Raw genomic sequence first — 17,051 nt, 5'->3', positions numbered from 1 at the left:
TACTAAATCAGTGATCTAACTAATAGAGATACTTCTTCGCCAATCGAAGGAGAAGAAGTAAGTCCAGGACTTTCGATCCCAAGTAAATGAATCCAAGGACGATTTTCTGGATATTTTTTAATTACAAAATCAGCAATTGGTTTATTATCAAAAAATAATCTAGGTCTTAGTCCTACGTAACCTTGGGTTAAATCTTCTTCAGTGTAATAATTCGTAATATTCTTTAAAGAATTAAAGAAAACATCTCTAGACGTTTGAAATTTATAATCCGTTTTAGATTCAGCCCAATTAGAATTTGGACCTGCGTACGACTCACCATTAAGATGAAACGTATAATGAACACCTAATGCAGTACTTGAATAAGACGGAAGAGGATAAACTAACTTTTTAAATGGAAGTTCTCTTCTTAAACGGTAATACTCACCTTTATTCGGACGAATTTCATATTTTAATTCTTTCAACTGCCTTATGAGCTCATCTGAATGAAGCCCTCCGGCGTTAACAATACAATCGGCCTCAATTTCTTCCATTCGGCCTGACTGTGTATCGCAAAAAAAAGGAATCTCTTCTTGAAAAAGAAATCGTTTGCCTTTAATAAAAGTGACTCCAGAATTTTCACATTCCCTCCAAAGTATTTTCAAATAAAGAGAAACGTCCACTACTCCAGTTTTAGAAATGTGAATTGCATTTTCCCCTAAAAGGAAAGGATATTTAGAGGTAAGATTTTTTATATAATATGTATCCCGAATATCATATTTTACAGATTTATAATAAAGTTCATCTAACTTTTCTTTTTTTTGCAACTCAATAGAAGAATCTTCTTTAACTCCTGTCGTGATTATCTTACCACAAATACTATAAGGGACATTAAATTGATTAAAAAACTCTAATGATAGTTCGTAACCTCTAAGACAGTGTTTTAGTTTTTGAGAATTTTCGGCATAATAAATCCCTGAATGTAAAACCCCTGAATTTCTCCCACTGATGCCGTCGCCCCTATTTTCTGATAAATCACATAAATAAACATCTGCTCGGGTGTTTTTAGAAAGCTGATAAGCAACCCAACTCCCTACGATGCCAGAACCTATTACTAAGATCAAATGGTTAATACATCCTTCATATTACCGTTTTATAATCCTCAAAAGCCAACCGAATACCTTCCTTCAATTCAACTTGATGTTTCCATCCCATTTTATGAAGTTTAGAAACGTCTAAAAGTTTACGAGGAGTACCGTCCGGCTTTGTAAGATCGAAAGTTAAAAGCCCCTGATAACCCACTACTTCTTTAACAACTTCAGCAAGTTCACGAATACTTACTTCGATGCCACTTCCGACATTGACGTGTTCTCCACCTTTCGGATCTCCGGTCACGTCATAATTCTTCATTAAAAAAACACAAGCACTTGCCATATCGTCTGAATATAAGAATTCTCTTAAGGGTTTTCCGGTTCCCCATACTACAACTTCTGGAAAGTTTTTAATTTTGGCTTCGTAAAAACGACGGATTAAAGCGGGAAGAACATGAGAATTTTCAGGATGATAATTATCCCCAGGACCGTAGAGATTGGTCGGCATAACGGAAATAAAATTTGTGCCATATTGACGATTATAACTCTGACACATTACGATCCCCGCAATTTTAGCAACCGCATAAGGTTCGTTAGTCGGTTCTAGTTTACCATCTAACAATTGGGCTTCATCCATTGGTTGTTTAGCAAACTTAGGATAAATACAGGAAGAACCTAGAAAAAGTAGTTTTTTCGTTTTAAATCGATAACACGCGTCTATAATATTATTTTGAATTTGAATATTAGAAAAAATGAATTCAGCTGGATACGTATTATTAGCGTGAATTCCGCCTACCTTTGCAGCGGCTAAAAAAACGTATTCGGGACGATTTGTTTCAAAGAACTCGTTGACTCTGGATTGTTCCGTAAGATCCAATTCCGCGTGAGTTTTACCTAAAATGTTTTCATAACCTTCTTTTTTTAAAACGCGTTCAATCGCAGAACCTACAAGTCCTTTATGACCGGCGATATAAATCTTTGATTTCTTTTCCATCGCCTTTATTGTTCTCCGATTTCCTTTTTCAACTCCTCAATTTCTTTTTGAATCTCTTCGTATTCTTGCATTTTCAATTTCAGATAACGGACGGTAACACGAGCTTTTTCTTCGATTCCGGTCGGAGTTAAAAAATACGTGTAAGCAAGTTTATGTTTACTATTTTTGAAGTTTTTTGCCTTGATCCATCCCTTATCTATCAATGCTTTTAGACAATAGTTCACCTTTCCTAAACTGATTCCTAAAATTTCGGAAATTTCTCTTTGATTTACTTCCGGATTTTCTTCTAGAATTCTCAGAAGTTTGTGTCTCAGCGCATCGTCCATTAAAGCATTAAAAAAGAATGAATTGAATTTGGAAAAGAAGCTAAAAGAAAGGCTTTTAGTATAGCTTCGCCGGGTCAGTCCCAGTTGTCGGGAAATCTGGGTTCATCAAAAAATGAATGGGACATTCTGTCAAGAAAATTCGTTCAACAATTGAACAGATCATTTTTTTAACACCTTCTAAATTGAAGTAACCTCAAAACTAACTTTTGGTAAGAAACGATACAACAAAATACCGTCCCAATATAGTTCACACTTCAATCCTGTGAATTCAGAGTAAGAAAGTCTAAGTAAATCCGGCGTTGCCGACGGACATTTAGTTCTGGTCAATAAATTGTATGCAAGAAACTTAATATAATATATTGTTTTAGTTTCAATATAAAACGCGACCTGTCGAGCGACCGTAGAAGCGAGACACTGAGTTACTTCGAGCGACCGTAGAAGCGAGACACTGAGTTACTTCGAGCGACCGTAGAAGCGAGACACTTTAGTTACTTCGAGCGACCGTAGAAGCGAGACACTGAGTTACTTCGAGCGACCGTAGAAGCGGACACTTTAGTTACTTCGAGCGACCCGAGAAACTCAGCGAATGCCTCTCTAAGGATCGGCATTCAGGAAAGTGTTTTGCTTGAGTTCAAACGAGATCCCTTTCGCATTGGATTTTATCGAACCTACGAGAAACGGCGCATTGGGATAAACGTTTAAATACTCGATTCTCTAGGGATCAATAGAACCTTATAGAAGTTTTATATTAGAAACCTCTTGATGAATTGTGCCTATCATTTGAGGGAAAATAATTAAAAGCTTGTTCCAAAACCTGAACATCATTACTCTAAGACTAAAAACGAGTAATTTAAAAATTACCGAAAAGTTTACAATCGCTTAGATAAGACGTAATCTGTGGTACCTTTGATAGTTTATTAGGAACTTATAAAGTATTATCTCTTATATATACTACTCGAAAACATGAAAATGGTACCCGAAATTAACCGTCGATTTTACAAAAATACGGAAGTCCTTAAAAATTAAGTCTAATTGTTAGCTATTTTTAAAGGAGTAGTATATTCTAACTTTTGAAACAAGCTCACGATAGCATTACTTTCATACATCCGAAAATATATATAGGTTTTAGGAGAATTTTTAATAAAAAATGAACTACTATATTTTAGAAGAAGTAACCTATCATTTAAATGTTCCTTATATCGGAGATTTACCAGAAGAACTAGACAGGATTGATGTAATGACAGGTAAAAAGATTGAAATTCTAAATCTTCCGATCCGAGTTCCAATCAGAATAGATTACGAAGACGAAATCGTATATCCAGATTGATGACTGCGGATTTACCATTGTTCTCGGAAAAAATGCGGAACTCTCTGGACCGGATCGGAGTAGAAAACATTCAATATTATCCGGTAGAACTTTTTGAGAATCAAACCGGTGAAACAAAAGCAAATTACTATATGAGTATTCTGCCGATAAGTGTAGAATGTTTAAAAAGTGGAATCAATAAAAGCCCCGCCGGAAGATTGATTCTAAAAAACCCAATCATTGATTCCACAAAAATACTAGGACTTAGACTATTTCGTTTAGGAGAAGAACCCAGTTTAATCATTATTGATTCTATAGTAAAAGATACACTCACAAATGCCCAACTAAACGGAGTATCATTCATTCCATTGGAAGAATACATGAGCTCTTAAAAATCAAATCCTTTCACTACTTAGACTAATACCTTAGAACATTCAAAACTTTGAATTTAGCCAAGGTTTTATAATAAAACTTACGATACTAAATTTAAAAAAATATAATAGAGTTGTTGAAAAATGAATTCTCAATCTTGTTTCTGTTTCATGAAATAATCTATGGAAGCAGTTTCATGAATCGCTTCTATGAAATTTTCAATAACTCTAATGTTGTTAGAACCACTCAAAAGATTGTTTGAAACATTCATACGATCTATATTACTGATCTCTATAAAATTGAGTACCGTTAATTCTATCAAAAAACGCTGATTCTATGTAAAATAGAAGGTACTTTATTATATAGTTATGAGCAATCTCCATTATGAAATTTTTCAACAACTCTAATTTTTTTATAACCCTGAGTAAAATGATTCGACTCATTTTTGGCAAATATAACCAATTCCGTCTTTTTTAGTAATTTAAAGACATTTGACTTGAGATCTTCTCTATAATTAACGTGAGTTCGGCATAACAAATGCGAAAGCGATTATTATGCTGCGATCCATAGTGAGCAGCATTGAGTTTGAAAAATTCCGAAGGAATTGGAGCGAAAAGAACTCAGTAAAACGCTTTTTACGAAAGCGTTAACTCAGCGTCTCGCTTCTACGGTCGCTCGAAGTAACTCAGCAAAACGCTCTCTATGGATCGCGTTTTAGGTCGTGAGCCATTTTAACTATGAAATTTGCGAACTGCGACGACAACCCATAGGGAGTCGTTGCACTTGAGTTTATTATTCGCCCCAATTTTCTTACGTCGAACTCACGTTATAATTAAATTCTTTTTTTTTGAATATTTATATTCCTTAATAAATATTGAGACATTCTTCTTTTACAGAAGTAGGATAAAACACCCTACTTTGAATTAAATTTCTATTCTAAAGATAATAGATAATTTAAGTCGTATATCTGTTCGGAAAAGAAAACTATGAAACGATTTTACTTCCTTTTGTTTACATTCTTTCAAATGTGCACCACTAAGGTGGTAGGCCTACCTGATCCCGGACCAAACGATCTTTGGATGCAACTACTCATTCGTGATAAGATCGAAGAAATCATGGATAAAGAAGATTTATTCGATACAATAACCTATGAAAATTCGAATAACTTAATATTAAAAAAAACTTTACTACTTGGAGCGCCTAATTCAAACACTATTGGTAGAAATTTAATCGTGGACGAAAGAGGTTCCATCTATATCGCAGGAGAAACGACCGGAGGGATTTATAATGCTGCACCCGTTGGAATTCGAGACTTAATTTTCGGAAGATATGATTCTCAAATGAACCCAATTGTAAACGGTACTCGGCAAATTGGAGGCGCAAGAATAAGTTTAAACGTACAAGACATTGCAGTCGACTCGAACGGAAACACGTTTATTACCGGCAATACCAGAAATCACTTCAGAGGCGCTCAACTTTTTGGAACGGATGACATGTTTCTAATCAAATTAGATTCCAATGGAAATGAACTTTGGGGGATACAAATAGGGATTGCAAACGCTTCAATTTCTCCTGAAAAGATCACGTTAGACTCGCTTGAAAATGTTTACATAACCGGAAGATCATCCGGACCTTTCGGCGGCCTTCTAAGTGGACCCAACGGATTTATCGCCAAGTTTAATAGTGTTAACGGAAATCAAGAATGGGCAAATCAAATCGCATTTCCACAAGCATCCAGTTTTCCAAAAGGACTCACTTTCGACAAAACGACAAATACAATTTATGTAGCCGGAATCACTAGCGCAGACTTTAAAAATAACAAGATACCCTCAATTGGAAACAATGACATTTTTATTTTCAAATATGATTCCCAAGGGAATCGTCAATTTTTTGCCCAGCTCGGTACTGCCTCTAAATCCTTAGGGGACCCATCCATAACTGTAGATTTATCCGGAAATGTTTTTGTAGGTGGAACGAGCAACGGTCGTTTTAAAGATAAATTAACTGGAACGAGCTGGCTTGGAACCATAGCAAAATATGATTCATTCGGTTCTCTACAATGGGTTCAACAATTCGGTCCCGATAGCGCTCCTCCAAAACAGGCGGTGATCCGTTCTATCATAACCGATATATATGGAAATATTTTTACTACGGGTCATACAAATGGAAATATCTTAGACGGAGGAGATAATTCTTTAGGAGTTCAAGACGCATTTATTACAAAACACAATTCATCCGGACAAATTCAACGGATGCAACAAATTGGTATTCCCGGTGCAACCATTTCCGGAAATGGACTTGGACTTGATCCACAAGGAAATCTCTACGTTATCGGAGATACAAACAGAGGAATCAACGGAACCCCTATCATTGGAGCGAATGACATGTTTCTTATAAAATATAGATAACCATTTTTTAGAAGTTTCTTCAAAGGAATCATTACTTTCAAATCCAGTTTTTCGACCCAAAGTAGATTTGTTTAAAACATCCTCAATATCACATAACTTGAGTTATATAGTAGAATATCGCAGATTTTGAGATAAATCCCCAGTTAAAAAGTAAATTTTTGAATACTCTATTTTGCGATTCTGAGTAAAATCATTTTGTTTATTTTTAACAAAGTACAGCAACGAATTCTATCTTTTTCACTAATTTAGAAATATTTGACTTGAGTTCATTTCTATATCTAAATTCTTTTTTTTGAATATTTGAATTCACTAATAAAATTTTGAAACATTCTTTTACTATAAAAATAGGACAAACCACCCTACTTTGAATTAAATTTCTTTCCTAAAAATAATAAATAATTTAGGTCATAACACCAGCGTTGGAAGAAAACTATGAGAAGATTTTACATTCTTTTATTTACATTTTTTCAAATGTGCACCGCTAAGGCAATAGGTATATCAGATCCCGGACCAAACGATCTTTGGATTCAATTATTTATTCGTGATAAAATTGAAGAAATCATGAACAATGACGATCTATTCGATCTAACAATCTATTCAGATTCAAAAACATTTGAATTAGAACGGACCCTGTCTATTGGGGCTCCTAACGCAAATACTTACGGTAGAAGCCTAACTGTGGACGAAAAAGATTTTATCTATATCACGGGAGATACGGACAGAGGTATTTATAACAATTCGGCAGCGGCCTCTGGAAATCGGGATCTCATTCTTGGAAAGTATGATTCTCAAATGAATCCGATTTGGACGAAACAAATTGGGAACGTAGGTACAACTTTGCATGCAGCCGATATTGCAGTCGATACGAACGATAACGTGTATGTAACCGGCAATACGAACAGGAATTATCCGAGAGCTCTCACGGGCAAGGTAGATCTGTTTTTAATAAAATTCGATTCCAACGGAAACCAAATTTGGTCTAAACAAAAAGGTATTGCAAAGCATGAAACTATACCTCAAAAAATGACGTTAGACGCTCTTGGAAATGTTTATATAGTCGGAAATTCAGACGGACCTTTGGGAGGTCCTCTGACCGGATGGAACGGATTTATCATTAAGTTCAAAAGTAACGGAGACGAGGATTGGATCCGTCAAATCGGAGTCGAAAGAGCGCAAAGTTCTTCTAAAGGAATCACTTTCGATAAAATTACAGGTAATATTTATATAATCGGTATCGGAAATATAAACTATGAGACAAATGCACCCTCTAGTATCGGAGACGAGGACATTTTTATTTTTAAATACGACAGCAATGGAAATGGCCGATTTTTCGCTCAACTCGGTTCTGCTGATACATCATTTTACGAGGCTTCTATAACCGTAGATCCATTTGGGAGCATATTGATAGGCGGATCCAGCAATGGCCGATTCGAAACAACGTTAGGCGGAACAAATAAACTCGGAACCATTATCAAATACGATTCACGCGGCACGTTACAATGGGTCCGTCAATTCGGCCCTATCGGCGGCTTTTTGCAAGAGACCCAGGTCAGTTCTATCATTACCGACAAAAGCGGAAACATTTTTACAACTGGTTCTACCAATGGAAATATCTTGAACGGAGGGAATAACTCGTTAGGAAATAGCGACGCCTTTCTTACAAAGCACAATTCATTCGGACAAAACAAATGGATGGAACAAATTGGTAATCCAGGAGCAATAATATTTGGAAACGAAATTGCAAAAGATCGAGAAGGAAATCTTTACACGATTGGAAATACAAACGGAGAAATCAACGGAACTCCAATCAATGGAACAAATGATATGTTTCTTATAAAATATAGATAACCATTTTTTAGGAGTTTCTTCAAAAGAATCATCACTTTCAAATCCAGTTTTTCGACCCAAAGTAGATTTGTTTAAAACATCTTCATTATAAGGTGAGTTAGATAAAAATACGAAAGTGATTATTATGTTGCACTTGTAGAGGAACTCAAGCGAAGCCTCTCTAACGATCTGCTTAAGGAAGCAATACATTGGCGTTTGCTGAGATCTGCAAAGAGCAATCGATAGAAGGTCCCACAAGTTGAAAGAAGATTTTAGAATCAGAATTGAACTAAAGCACAACGCTCTCTATGGATCTTGTTCTATAATAAATTGAAACTAAAGACGATTGTTTCCTGTATGCAATTTATTGACCAGGGGCTAAAGAACCCAGTCAGACTGCCTAACAGCCAGGGATTCGCCTAGTTTTCTTACGTCGAACTCATATTACTTTAAAAAGTAACGAACATCTTGTTATACTAAACTCTTTCGATCTTGTATCTAAAAATAGAAATCTTTTTGTAAATGTGGGAACTACCACTTTAGCCTCCCCAACAAAAATTGCCTTAGACAGGAATTCGTAAAAAACGTAGTCTTGATAGTAAATACGACATAATTTATGGGAACTCTTACAAATAGTTAAGACCCTCACGTTGATAGCACAAGAAGATAAGAAAAAATTTTCTAAAAGTATAAGTTCCCACAATTTTAAAATTTGGTCGTAAAATCTTAATTTGTGGTAGTTCCCACGTTTTAGAAAGCGATTCGTAAAGTTCTAATCCCAACTTTTTTCAGAAAAACAAATTATGAGCGAACTCATATATTACTAAGGCTCCAAATCTCATTTTTTCTTTTTTTAAAAAATTAGCACTCAATAAAAAAGATTGCTAATTTTTTAAAAAAATGCTGGAACTTTTTTTACATTTTAGCACTCTAAGTTTTAGATTGCCAAAAAGAGGAATAAACAATCATGAACCAATTTAGAATCTTTGAAGACCTTCATAAGTTACAGAATCAGTTTTCCAGTCTTTGGGACCCGTTTTTACTCAATGGTGGAAGCGCTTACCCCGCTTTGAACATATATAAAGGAAACGACTCCGTGACGATTACGGCACTGATTCCAGGAATCGATCCGGAAAAACTGGAAATCACCGTAAGCGGAAATCAACTCCATCTGAGCGGAGAAACTTTTACAAAGGAACCAAAAACGACCCAAGATTCCAATCGAGTAGAAAGATTCCATGGAAAATTTCGCAGGGTCTTGGAACTCCCGACAGAAGTGGATTCCGAAAAAACAAATGCAGAATTTAAAAACGGAGTTTTGACTCTCACCCTACCGATTCGGGAAAGTGTAAAACCACGTAAGATCCAAATTCAAACCAACTAACAGCGATTAGGAGAAATACAATGACCAGTGCAGTTTTGAATCAAAAAAATCATTCCGACCAAGAGAATCAAACTTCTGAAGAAACACAAAAAGAAAGAGTAAGAATTCTCACTCCCAGAGTGGATATCTATTCCGACGAGGAAAATATCTATCTACTCGCAGACCTTCCAGGTGTAGAAGAAAAAGACGTTCAAGTCCAATTGGAAAAGGATCAACTGACCATCTCTGGAAAAATTTCAAGTAAAGATATTCAGGGGGAACTTAGATATTCTGAGTTTCGTACAGGAGAATATAAAAGGGTTTTCACTCTTACAGAATCTGTAGAAGAGGATCGTATCTCTGCGGTTTATAAAAATGGAGTCTTAAATCTGACTCTTCCAAAGAGAAAACCTCTTACGAAAAAAATAGAGGTTCGTTCCGAATAAACTTTATCCGGCGGTGTGTTCATTTTCCAAAATTCCGCCGCCGGATTTACTTTTCTAGATTTGTTTAAGAGATTAAAATCACGTTTAACAAAGACACATTATACTACCTGAAGTCTAAAACCTAACACTGAAAACCCCAAATCGTTTGGGGTTCTTTTTTTATATATTTTTTTAAGGCGAACCCAACTTTCTTTTCTAAGTATATTCTTTTGTAAAAAATAAAATGTAAATTTTCATGAGCAAGACCCTATTGGAACCGTTTATAGTATTTCAAAACTATATAATAAAATACCAATATTCTACACTCAAACAATTCTCTATAATAAAAATTAAATCGGAATTGCCTTTCTAAGGAATCACAAATTCATATTCTTTTATGAAAACATTCTTTCTACTTATATGTTCCAATCTTTTTATGACTTTTGCTTGGTACGGCCATTTAAAGTTTTTTCACGGTTGGAGTTTACCTCTTACAATTTTTCTAAGTTGGGGAATTGCACTTTTTGAATATATACTGATGGTTCCCGCAAATCGAATCGGATACAACGAAGAGGGTTACAGCACGTTTCAACTCAAGATTCTGCAAGAGATCATTACGATTAGCATATTTATACTATTCGCTTCTTTAGTTTTAAAGGAAAAAATCAAATGGAATCACGCGGTAAGTTTTCTTTTGATCTTGGCCGCGGTAGGATTTGCTTTTTACGATAAAACACATTCTTAGTCACTTGTTATCAAACCAAAATGGTTATAAGATCGTTACTTACAAAACCAGTTATCTCAAAAATCTAGGAACTTTTACAAATCCAAATGACTGATTTCAGAATTTCTAAAAAGTAATAATTCGGGTGCTTCCTAAGCTTGAATCCATTTGTAAAATAAAACGAAAATCGTATAAAGCGCAGGCCGGGCTTCTCCTCTTCGGTCAAGTTATTGTGAATTCCAAACCAGATTCAATTTTCATAAAATACCAATAACTTGATCCTAAAACGCACATTTTTCAAATGTTCCGACAAGAATGAGTCTTTTTACTTGCAAAAAGTATGTTTTTCTGATAGAGAAAAATTTTCCGAACTTCTCCACCTGAATTGCGACCCATGGGAAGCAATTCATTGAGTTGCCCCACCCAAAAATAAGGGTGGGCTCAGTTTTACAGAGGATTTGTCGTAATTCCCACAGATTTAATATTGAGATCCAAATACTTGTGGGGTTGTTATGGTAGAAAACGTTCTACTTTAGTTTTACCGCATCGATCCCTTTCGCGTTACGCCCTGCTCACGTTAACTTAGAAAAATCTCGTACTTATTTCAAAATTTAGATCCTCTGTTAAAAAACAGACTTTTTCAGATTATAATCCCAAACGAAAAAAACACGAAAAAAGAGTATTATAAACAGATGATCAAAAAATCGATTCTTATTTGTTTGCTCCTTCTCATTCTCAATGCTTGTAATAGCAAAGAAAATAAAGAAAATTCAAACGTAATTTTATTTTTACTTTTACATATAAATCAATTAGCAAATGCAGATAAAGCTGAAGATTATAATCGAGATGTGGAAATCATCTCCGACCGAATCATACCTGACACATTCAACGAGATCCAATATGAAATCGCTCCCGTAAATGAAATTCAAAATTATAGGAATTTTTTAGACCTGGAAATTGAAAAGTATCCCCGAGGATATTGGATTAAAGGAAGAGCGGAAAAAGTAATTTTGGGAAAAAATTTAAAACTAAACGGACAAAATATCGCAGCGGTTCCAGACGCATATCAAAAGGTTTTATATCTTTCTATCAATGGAACCGGAACATCAACACGAGACTATTTAATCCACGTAATACATCACGAATTGAATCATAACGTAGACTTTGCTCATTATGGAGATATGCGAAAGATACTATCAGATTGGAGCAGTTTAAATACACCGAGTTTTCAGTATGGAAATGGAGGTGCCGAAGCCTATGCAAACCCCGGCATTCCTTGGGCTGCTCTTACAAATCCAGTCCCCGGTTTTATCGATCTTTATTCTACTTTGACTCAGGAAGAAGATAGATCCGAACTCATGGCAGTTCTTATGGGAACCGAAAATGAAAACACAATTTTAAAAAATACCTGTGCCGTGGATCCTATCGTTGCGAATAAAGTCAAAAAGTTAATTTCAATTTTAAATGAATTTTGGCCTTATAAAGGTAACGATACCTACTGGACCAGAATCAATTCTGAAACTACCTGCGACTAAATGTTTTCCAAAAGATTTTAATGAATCTTTGATAATTCATTAAAATCTTGAAATATGCAATCAAATTCATAAAATATAATTTAAATAAAACAAATATACTTAGCTTATAGAAAAGTCTGATTCTGAAATTTTTTAAAAATGTTAATCGTGTTTTTACCTAGCTACATTAACGTGAGTTCGACGTAAGAGAACGAGAACCATTTTCTAAAAGAATACAATTTTAGAATTTGCTCGTAAAATCGTGATTTACTGTAGTCTTCACATTTTACTGATCTCAATGCCTACTTCAAATTTTTATCGCAAAACACTATTCTATTTCAGTGCAAAGTATTAGGTATTTTATTATATAGTTATGAGTAGGAATTGATCCGTAAAATTCGGATCCAACTTTTTTCGGATAAATGAATCATAACCGAACTCAAGTTCAGTAGATCATTGTACGATTACAAGTTTAGAATTTTCTGAAATTCTAAATCTATTTTTTTGGAATCAGGTTTATGAGGGAATCGATACGAATCTCAAAAAAAACGTCTAATTTCTTTCGCGATAGTTTTTCCGTCCATTCCTCCCGGAAAAGTCATTAAAATCCTATTTTGATCATCTAAAACATAAATAAAAACGGTGTGATCCACAGTATACCCTCCTTGCGTGTTGACTTTTTTAGACACGGCTCCAAACGCACTCTGCAAAGAATCTAGTTTAGATTTTTCACCCGTTAAAGCGACAAACCTTTCTTCAGAAAACTGTTTTACGTATTTTGCAAGTAGAGACGGTGAATCCCTTTCCGGATCTACACTGATAAATACAGGAGTCAGTTTTTTTCCCTCGTCTCCTAATTCCTTAACGGCCAAAGACATATCTATCAATGCTCTTGGACACATATCCGGACAATGCGAAAATCCGAAATAGACTAGTTTGAGTTTGCCTGGGATTTTGCTTAAAGGAATTTCCAAGTTTTGAGTATCCTTCAAAGTAGTCTTAGACCATTCTTCCACAAAAACAGGTTCTTGAATTCCAGCCAATCTAGATTTCCATACTTTCCAACCGAAAAAACCTAGACCGATTCCCAAAAACAAAACTACTACAAAAAGAATTCTTTCCTTCAAAACTTTCACCTAGATACATTATACGTCATTTCATTCATTTGAATCCGTGTAAAAAATAAAAATAGGGTCGATCACTCTCGATCTAAAACTTTACACATCAATACAATCTATATAAATCCACGTTAGAATTCTTGAAAAATTAATTTTCTTCCGTTTTTTTCATTAATCACTCACGTTATATGTCATACTGCAACGATCCAACCCATCGCACCCTTCTCTGCCATTTTTGTTTGGTGAGGATGAAACATATACCTTCCTCTTTTAGGAAGAGTAAATTCTAATATCACCCTTTCCGTTTGCCCAAGTGTAACTACGTCCGTATGATCATCCGGAACGAGTCTGGTTCCAGTTCGAAACACGTCAAATGTCTGTGCGTGTAAATGAAAAGAAGCGACCGGTTCGTATTCGCACATGTTTGCAATATAAAGACGCACCTTTTGACCAACCGGAACTTTAATTGGATATCGATCGTAAAAACCGGCCATTCCGTTCCAACAAAAAAGATCATTTCTCCCTTTGTCTTCTAAATCCCATCCAGAAAGAATCAGCATAAATTCATGTGCAGCTGTACGTCCTCCGGGTGGATCCACGATCAAACCACCGTAAAGACCTTTTGCCATATGACTAGCCAATGGAGGAACGTGACAATGATACGGATGAAATCCGATCGGACCTGCAGTCAGTGAATACGTTTTTTCACCCCCAATCACTACAGGATCCCAACCGTCTTCGTTTGGATCATGACTTCCATGAAAGTGAATCGAATGTGGATGTTCGGAATCGTTTCTAAGAGTAATTTCCATCCTCTGTCCCAGTTGGGCTCGAACCACAGGACCGGGAACAACTCCGTTAAAAGTCCAGGCTTTGACTACAGTATTGTGTGCAACCGTCAAAGGCATTTCTACAATGCTAATGTGTTGTTTTAAGATCGGTCCCGAAGAAACTTCTAAATTCTTCAATTCCATCCGATTCAAAAAAGCGGGATCAATATGAAAAGGAGGATGCACCATACTCCCGTAAGAATTATTCCCTGGATTTCCAGGAACGGAAGTTTCTTTATTAACTCCTACGATCCCAGGTCGTATCTTACAAAGCAGACCACTCTTTTCGTCTCCGATCGAACTGATTCCTGCTCCGGTGGCCAAACCGGCGCCTCCGATTCCGATCCACTTGAGAAACTGTTTACGATTCAACTTCTTTTTAAAATTTAGCAACCGAAGTGACTAAAATGATCAGGGCTAAAATTCCAACTCCTCCATAAACGAGTATGTTTTTTAACCAAGAAGGAATCTTAGATCCACCCGCAATGAGATAGGCGCCCGCCCCTAAAATTGGAACCAAAAGAATCGCACCAGTCCAGATAGAACCGATTTTGGAATCTACATCCTCTCTTTTTACCAGATCCGAAAGTGCCAAAGGTGCAAGAAGTGTGTAGAGTATAAACGGAAAGTAATACCCGTAAAAATTGAATAATAAAGCAAAAAATCCAGGGCCGCCTATAACAGTTTGTTCCATAATTTTTCTCCTATAATTATTTCTGAATATTTTAAAATACTCAACTGATTGTTTTGGTTCCTACTCCGTTCATCAAAGAAATTCCGGTATAAGCCAAAAGTAAAAAGAATACAACCAGTCCGCCCCAAACTAAGGTTCTTCTAAACCAGTTTGGATATTTATTTCCACCTATTATCAGATAAACCGCAGGACTTAGAATCGGAATGAAAAGTATTGTGATTATCCAATAGATTTTTCGGATTAACTCCAAATCCGTTCTATCTTTTAGATCCAACAAAGACATAGAAGTCCAACAAACATAAATCGCAAACGGAAGTAAAAATCCCAACCAATGATAAAAAAACGGGAAAAGGCCAATCGGTTTTACAAGTGTAATTGCACCGGTAGTAGGTGCGGGTTTTCTAGGAACCGTTTTTAAAATCTCTTCCGCTTCTTTAGGAAGTTTCACTTGATTTAAATCCAGATTAAAATCTTCAAAGGCGGTTAACGCAGGTTTTACAGGAGCCGCATTTCCTAAAGGCAAATTCAATTGAGGACCTGGAATAGGCTGTTCTTTGTAATTCCCGGAAGGAAATCTTCCGCCGGAAGCCTGAACCATCAAACCAAGAGCACCTAACATCATAGAAAGATCCCCTCCCATCGGAAGCCGGATCCAAGAACCACAACCGTTCCATTTTTCTAAAAACGCTGGAAGTTCCGTTCTATATTGGTTATTGGAAAAACAATTTCCGGTACTCATAGGACCAACCAAAGTAATATCCGCTCTTCCTGAGTTATAGACTATATTGTCTTGAACTACGTTGTTATGAGAAAGCCAAAAGTTTTCATCTAAGTTAGGAAGAATTACAATTCCATTGTTTTGATGTTCGACGACTACGTTCTTTCGGATCACATTAGAAAGACCTCCCGCGATCAAAATACCATTTCCAAAAGATGGATATTCTAAAGCTGCAATCGGAGCCTTAGGATTATTGTTATTATAGACTAAGTTTCCTAAGATCGTAGTTTCTCTTTCAGGAGGAAGTAATTCCCTATCTAAAGTATTCGGTGCAAGACCTACGATATTATTCTTCCAAACGGAACCGATCAGATAGAGTTCTCCTCCCGCATTGGTTCCGGAATAACCCAAAGCGTTGTGTTCCGAAACAACGTCATAGATAATCGCCTTACACGGATAACACTGTCCTATATAAATTCCAGAATCGGGAGAACCGGAAGCATAAGAATGTTCAATTACTCCGTTTACGGAATCGAACGCATAAATTCCGTAGTCACCGTTGTTATGTGCAGTGAGATAAGAACCTCTATATCCTTTTACACCCGTCCAATAAAAGCCGTTTAACGTAGCGTTTCTAGCGGTTAAATTTTCGATTACAACTCCATCCGCCGCGACAACCATGATCCCGTTCCCTCTTTGAAACTGACCGTCTATGATTACTTTGTTACGATCCACTCCTCGAATCGTAATCGAAGGAGTTGTCACAGTCACTTCCTCCCAATAAATACCTTCGCTAATCAAAACGAGATCGCCAGGATTTGCCGCATCGACAGCATTTTGAATCGTAGGATAGGAGGAAGGAACCTTACGAGTCGTTCCCGAAAATCGAGAAACGTTTTTCCAAAATTTACCTGATTTTGCGGCGGGATTATAAGGAACATTTCCTACCACAATATCTCCCACCATTCCATTTTTACCGTCTGGAGTTGCATGAAAGGAACAGAAGTAGGGAAAAACACCTTCTTTTGGAAAAGAAACTTTCGTTTTTGTTCCTCGAGACATGACTATATTTCCAAAAGACTTTTCCGTAGACCAATTTTTATCCACCGCAATCGCGTTATGCGGATTGTTTCCGGAATTGATAAATTCCACAATTCCACCGACTGGAATTTTCTGCATCGGAGGAGAAAAAGAATTATCAATCATCAATACGTGTGCAAAACCATTGATTTCATCTTTTTTTTCTCCGGAACAAGCCGAAATTAAAATCCCGAATAAAATTCCAATCCAAAGTAAAACGAACCAATAAACAACTTTTGTAGTTTCAAAATTTAGTATTTTCATGAACCCCCCTGGGCTTTAAGG

General features: G+C 36.1%; 13 protein-coding genes and 1 pseudogene. 7 read left to right on the top strand and 7 right to left on the bottom strand.

Going from position 1 to position 17,051, the window contains the following annotated elements:
• Positions 1-2 precede the first annotated feature (2 nt).
• Genes LEP1GSC049_RS0204670 through LEP1GSC049_RS223015 form a run of 3 tightly spaced genes read right to left on the bottom strand, consistent with a single transcriptional unit; the run spans position 3 to position 2,387 of the window.
• Positions 3-1,100 (bottom strand): NAD(P)/FAD-dependent oxidoreductase, encoded by a 1,098-nt coding sequence (locus tag LEP1GSC049_RS0204670; RefSeq protein WP_004777161.1) that lies wholly within the window; start codon positions 1,098-1,100, stop codon positions 3-5.
• 16 nt (positions 1,101-1,116) lie between these two features.
• A complete protein-coding gene (locus tag LEP1GSC049_RS223010; protein WP_004755091.1) occupies positions 1,117-2,061 on the bottom strand; it encodes a GDP-L-fucose synthase family protein in 945 nt (314 codons plus the stop codon).
• 5 nt (positions 2,062-2,066) lie between these two features.
• Complete coding sequence (locus LEP1GSC049_RS223015) at positions 2,067-2,387, bottom strand: MarR family EPS-associated transcriptional regulator (protein ID WP_004753574.1); 321 nt, start codon at positions 2,385-2,387, stop codon at positions 2,067-2,069.
• 1,147 nt (positions 2,388-3,534) lie between these two features.
• Here LEP1GSC049_RS223015 and LEP1GSC049_RS02000000224410 point away from each other — a divergent pair.
• From LEP1GSC049_RS02000000224410 to LEP1GSC049_RS223045, 7 genes and pseudogenes are all read left to right on the top strand, one after another.
• Positions 3,535-4,085 (top strand): annotated as a pseudogene (locus tag LEP1GSC049_RS02000000224410) (imm11 family protein).
• A 966-nt stretch (positions 4,086-5,051) separates the two neighbouring features.
• Positions 5,052-6,473, top strand: a complete 1,422-nt coding sequence (locus LEP1GSC049_RS223020) for an SBBP repeat beta-propeller lipoprotein, LipL53 family (protein WP_016560362.1) — start codon at positions 5,052-5,054, stop codon at positions 6,471-6,473.
• Between the two features lie 432 nt (positions 6,474-6,905).
• On the top strand, positions 6,906-8,321 hold the full coding sequence (locus LEP1GSC049_RS223025) for an SBBP repeat beta-propeller lipoprotein, LipL53 family (protein WP_016560377.1): 1,416 nt from the start codon (positions 6,906-6,908) through the stop codon (positions 8,319-8,321).
• A gap of 946 nt (positions 8,322-9,267) precedes the next feature.
• Positions 9,268-9,684 (top strand): Hsp20/alpha crystallin family protein, encoded by a 417-nt coding sequence (locus tag LEP1GSC049_RS223030; protein WP_016560384.1) that lies wholly within the window; start codon positions 9,268-9,270, stop codon positions 9,682-9,684.
• 20 nt (positions 9,685-9,704) lie between these two features.
• Positions 9,705-10,109 carry an Hsp20/alpha crystallin family protein gene (locus LEP1GSC049_RS223035; protein ID WP_004753703.1) on the top strand — a complete coding sequence of 135 codons (405 nt, stop codon included), beginning with the start codon at positions 9,705-9,707 and terminating at the stop codon, positions 10,107-10,109.
• A gap of 376 nt (positions 10,110-10,485) precedes the next feature.
• Positions 10,486-10,833, top strand: coding sequence for a DMT family protein (locus LEP1GSC049_RS223040; RefSeq protein ID WP_004753715.1), 348 nt, complete (start codon positions 10,486-10,488; stop codon positions 10,831-10,833).
• Positions 10,834-11,504: 671 nt separating this feature from the next.
• Positions 11,505-12,347: an LIC13305 family lipoprotein gene (locus tag LEP1GSC049_RS223045; RefSeq protein WP_016560484.1), complete on the top strand. Its 843-nt coding sequence runs from the start codon at positions 11,505-11,507 to the stop codon at positions 12,345-12,347.
• Positions 12,348-12,865: 518 nt separating this feature from the next.
• On the opposite strand, the gene LEP1GSC049_RS223050 is transcribed toward LEP1GSC049_RS223045, so the two are convergent.
• The 4 genes from LEP1GSC049_RS223050 to LEP1GSC049_RS223065 all read right to left on the bottom strand — a co-directional run bounded on the left by LEP1GSC049_RS223050 (position 12,866) and on the right by LEP1GSC049_RS223065 (position 17,030).
• Positions 12,866-13,453, bottom strand: a complete 588-nt coding sequence (locus LEP1GSC049_RS223050; protein ID WP_004758295.1) for an SCO family protein — start codon at positions 13,451-13,453, stop codon at positions 12,866-12,868.
• A 182-nt stretch (positions 13,454-13,635) separates the two neighbouring features.
• Positions 13,636-14,667 (bottom strand): multicopper oxidase domain-containing protein, encoded by a 1,032-nt coding sequence (locus tag LEP1GSC049_RS223055; RefSeq protein WP_004754674.1) that lies wholly within the window; start codon positions 14,665-14,667, stop codon positions 13,636-13,638.
• Entirely contained in the window at positions 14,654-14,968 is a 315-nt protein-coding gene (locus LEP1GSC049_RS223060) for a PLDc N-terminal domain-containing protein (RefSeq protein ID WP_004754572.1), read from the bottom strand. The genes LEP1GSC049_RS223055 and LEP1GSC049_RS223060 overlap by 14 nt, the downstream gene beginning before the upstream one ends.
• A gap of 40 nt (positions 14,969-15,008) precedes the next feature.
• Entirely contained in the window at positions 15,009-17,030 is a 2,022-nt protein-coding gene (locus LEP1GSC049_RS223065) for a right-handed parallel beta-helix repeat-containing protein (RefSeq protein ID WP_004758413.1), read from the bottom strand.
• Positions 17,031-17,051: the final 21 nt, after the last annotated feature.

It is taken from the genome of Leptospira kirschneri serovar Cynopteri str. 3522 CT, from assembly GCF_000243695.2.
GTDB lineage: Bacteria > Spirochaetota > Leptospiria > Leptospirales > Leptospiraceae > Leptospira > Leptospira kirschneri.
Note: the sequence above shows the minus strand (reverse complement) of the source record. Positions and strands in the feature narration are given on the sequence as shown.

Coding starts and splice junctions, on each gene's coding strand:
- LEP1GSC049_RS223020 (WP_016560362.1), top strand. CDS start 5,052: ATGAAACGATTTTACTTCCTTTTGTTTACATTCTTTCAAATGTGCACC.
- LEP1GSC049_RS223065 (WP_004758413.1), bottom strand. CDS start 17,030: ATGAAAATACTAAATTTTGAAACTACAAAAGTTGTTTATTGGTTCGTT.
- LEP1GSC049_RS223060 (WP_004754572.1), bottom strand. CDS start 14,968: ATGGAACAAACTGTTATAGGCGGCCCTGGATTTTTTGCTTTATTATTC.
- LEP1GSC049_RS223045 (WP_016560484.1), top strand. CDS start 11,505: ATGATCAAAAAATCGATTCTTATTTGTTTGCTCCTTCTCATTCTCAAT.
- LEP1GSC049_RS223010 (WP_004755091.1), bottom strand. CDS start 2,061: ATGGAAAAGAAATCAAAGATTTATATCGCCGGTCATAAAGGACTTGTA.
- LEP1GSC049_RS223015 (WP_004753574.1), bottom strand. CDS start 2,387: ATGGACGATGCGCTGAGACACAAACTTCTGAGAATTCTAGAAGAAAAT.
- LEP1GSC049_RS223025 (WP_016560377.1), top strand. CDS start 6,906: ATGAGAAGATTTTACATTCTTTTATTTACATTTTTTCAAATGTGCACC.
- LEP1GSC049_RS223035 (WP_004753703.1), top strand. CDS start 9,705: ATGACCAGTGCAGTTTTGAATCAAAAAAATCATTCCGACCAAGAGAAT.
- LEP1GSC049_RS223040 (WP_004753715.1), top strand. CDS start 10,486: ATGAAAACATTCTTTCTACTTATATGTTCCAATCTTTTTATGACTTTT.
- LEP1GSC049_RS223030 (WP_016560384.1), top strand. CDS start 9,268: ATGAACCAATTTAGAATCTTTGAAGACCTTCATAAGTTACAGAATCAG.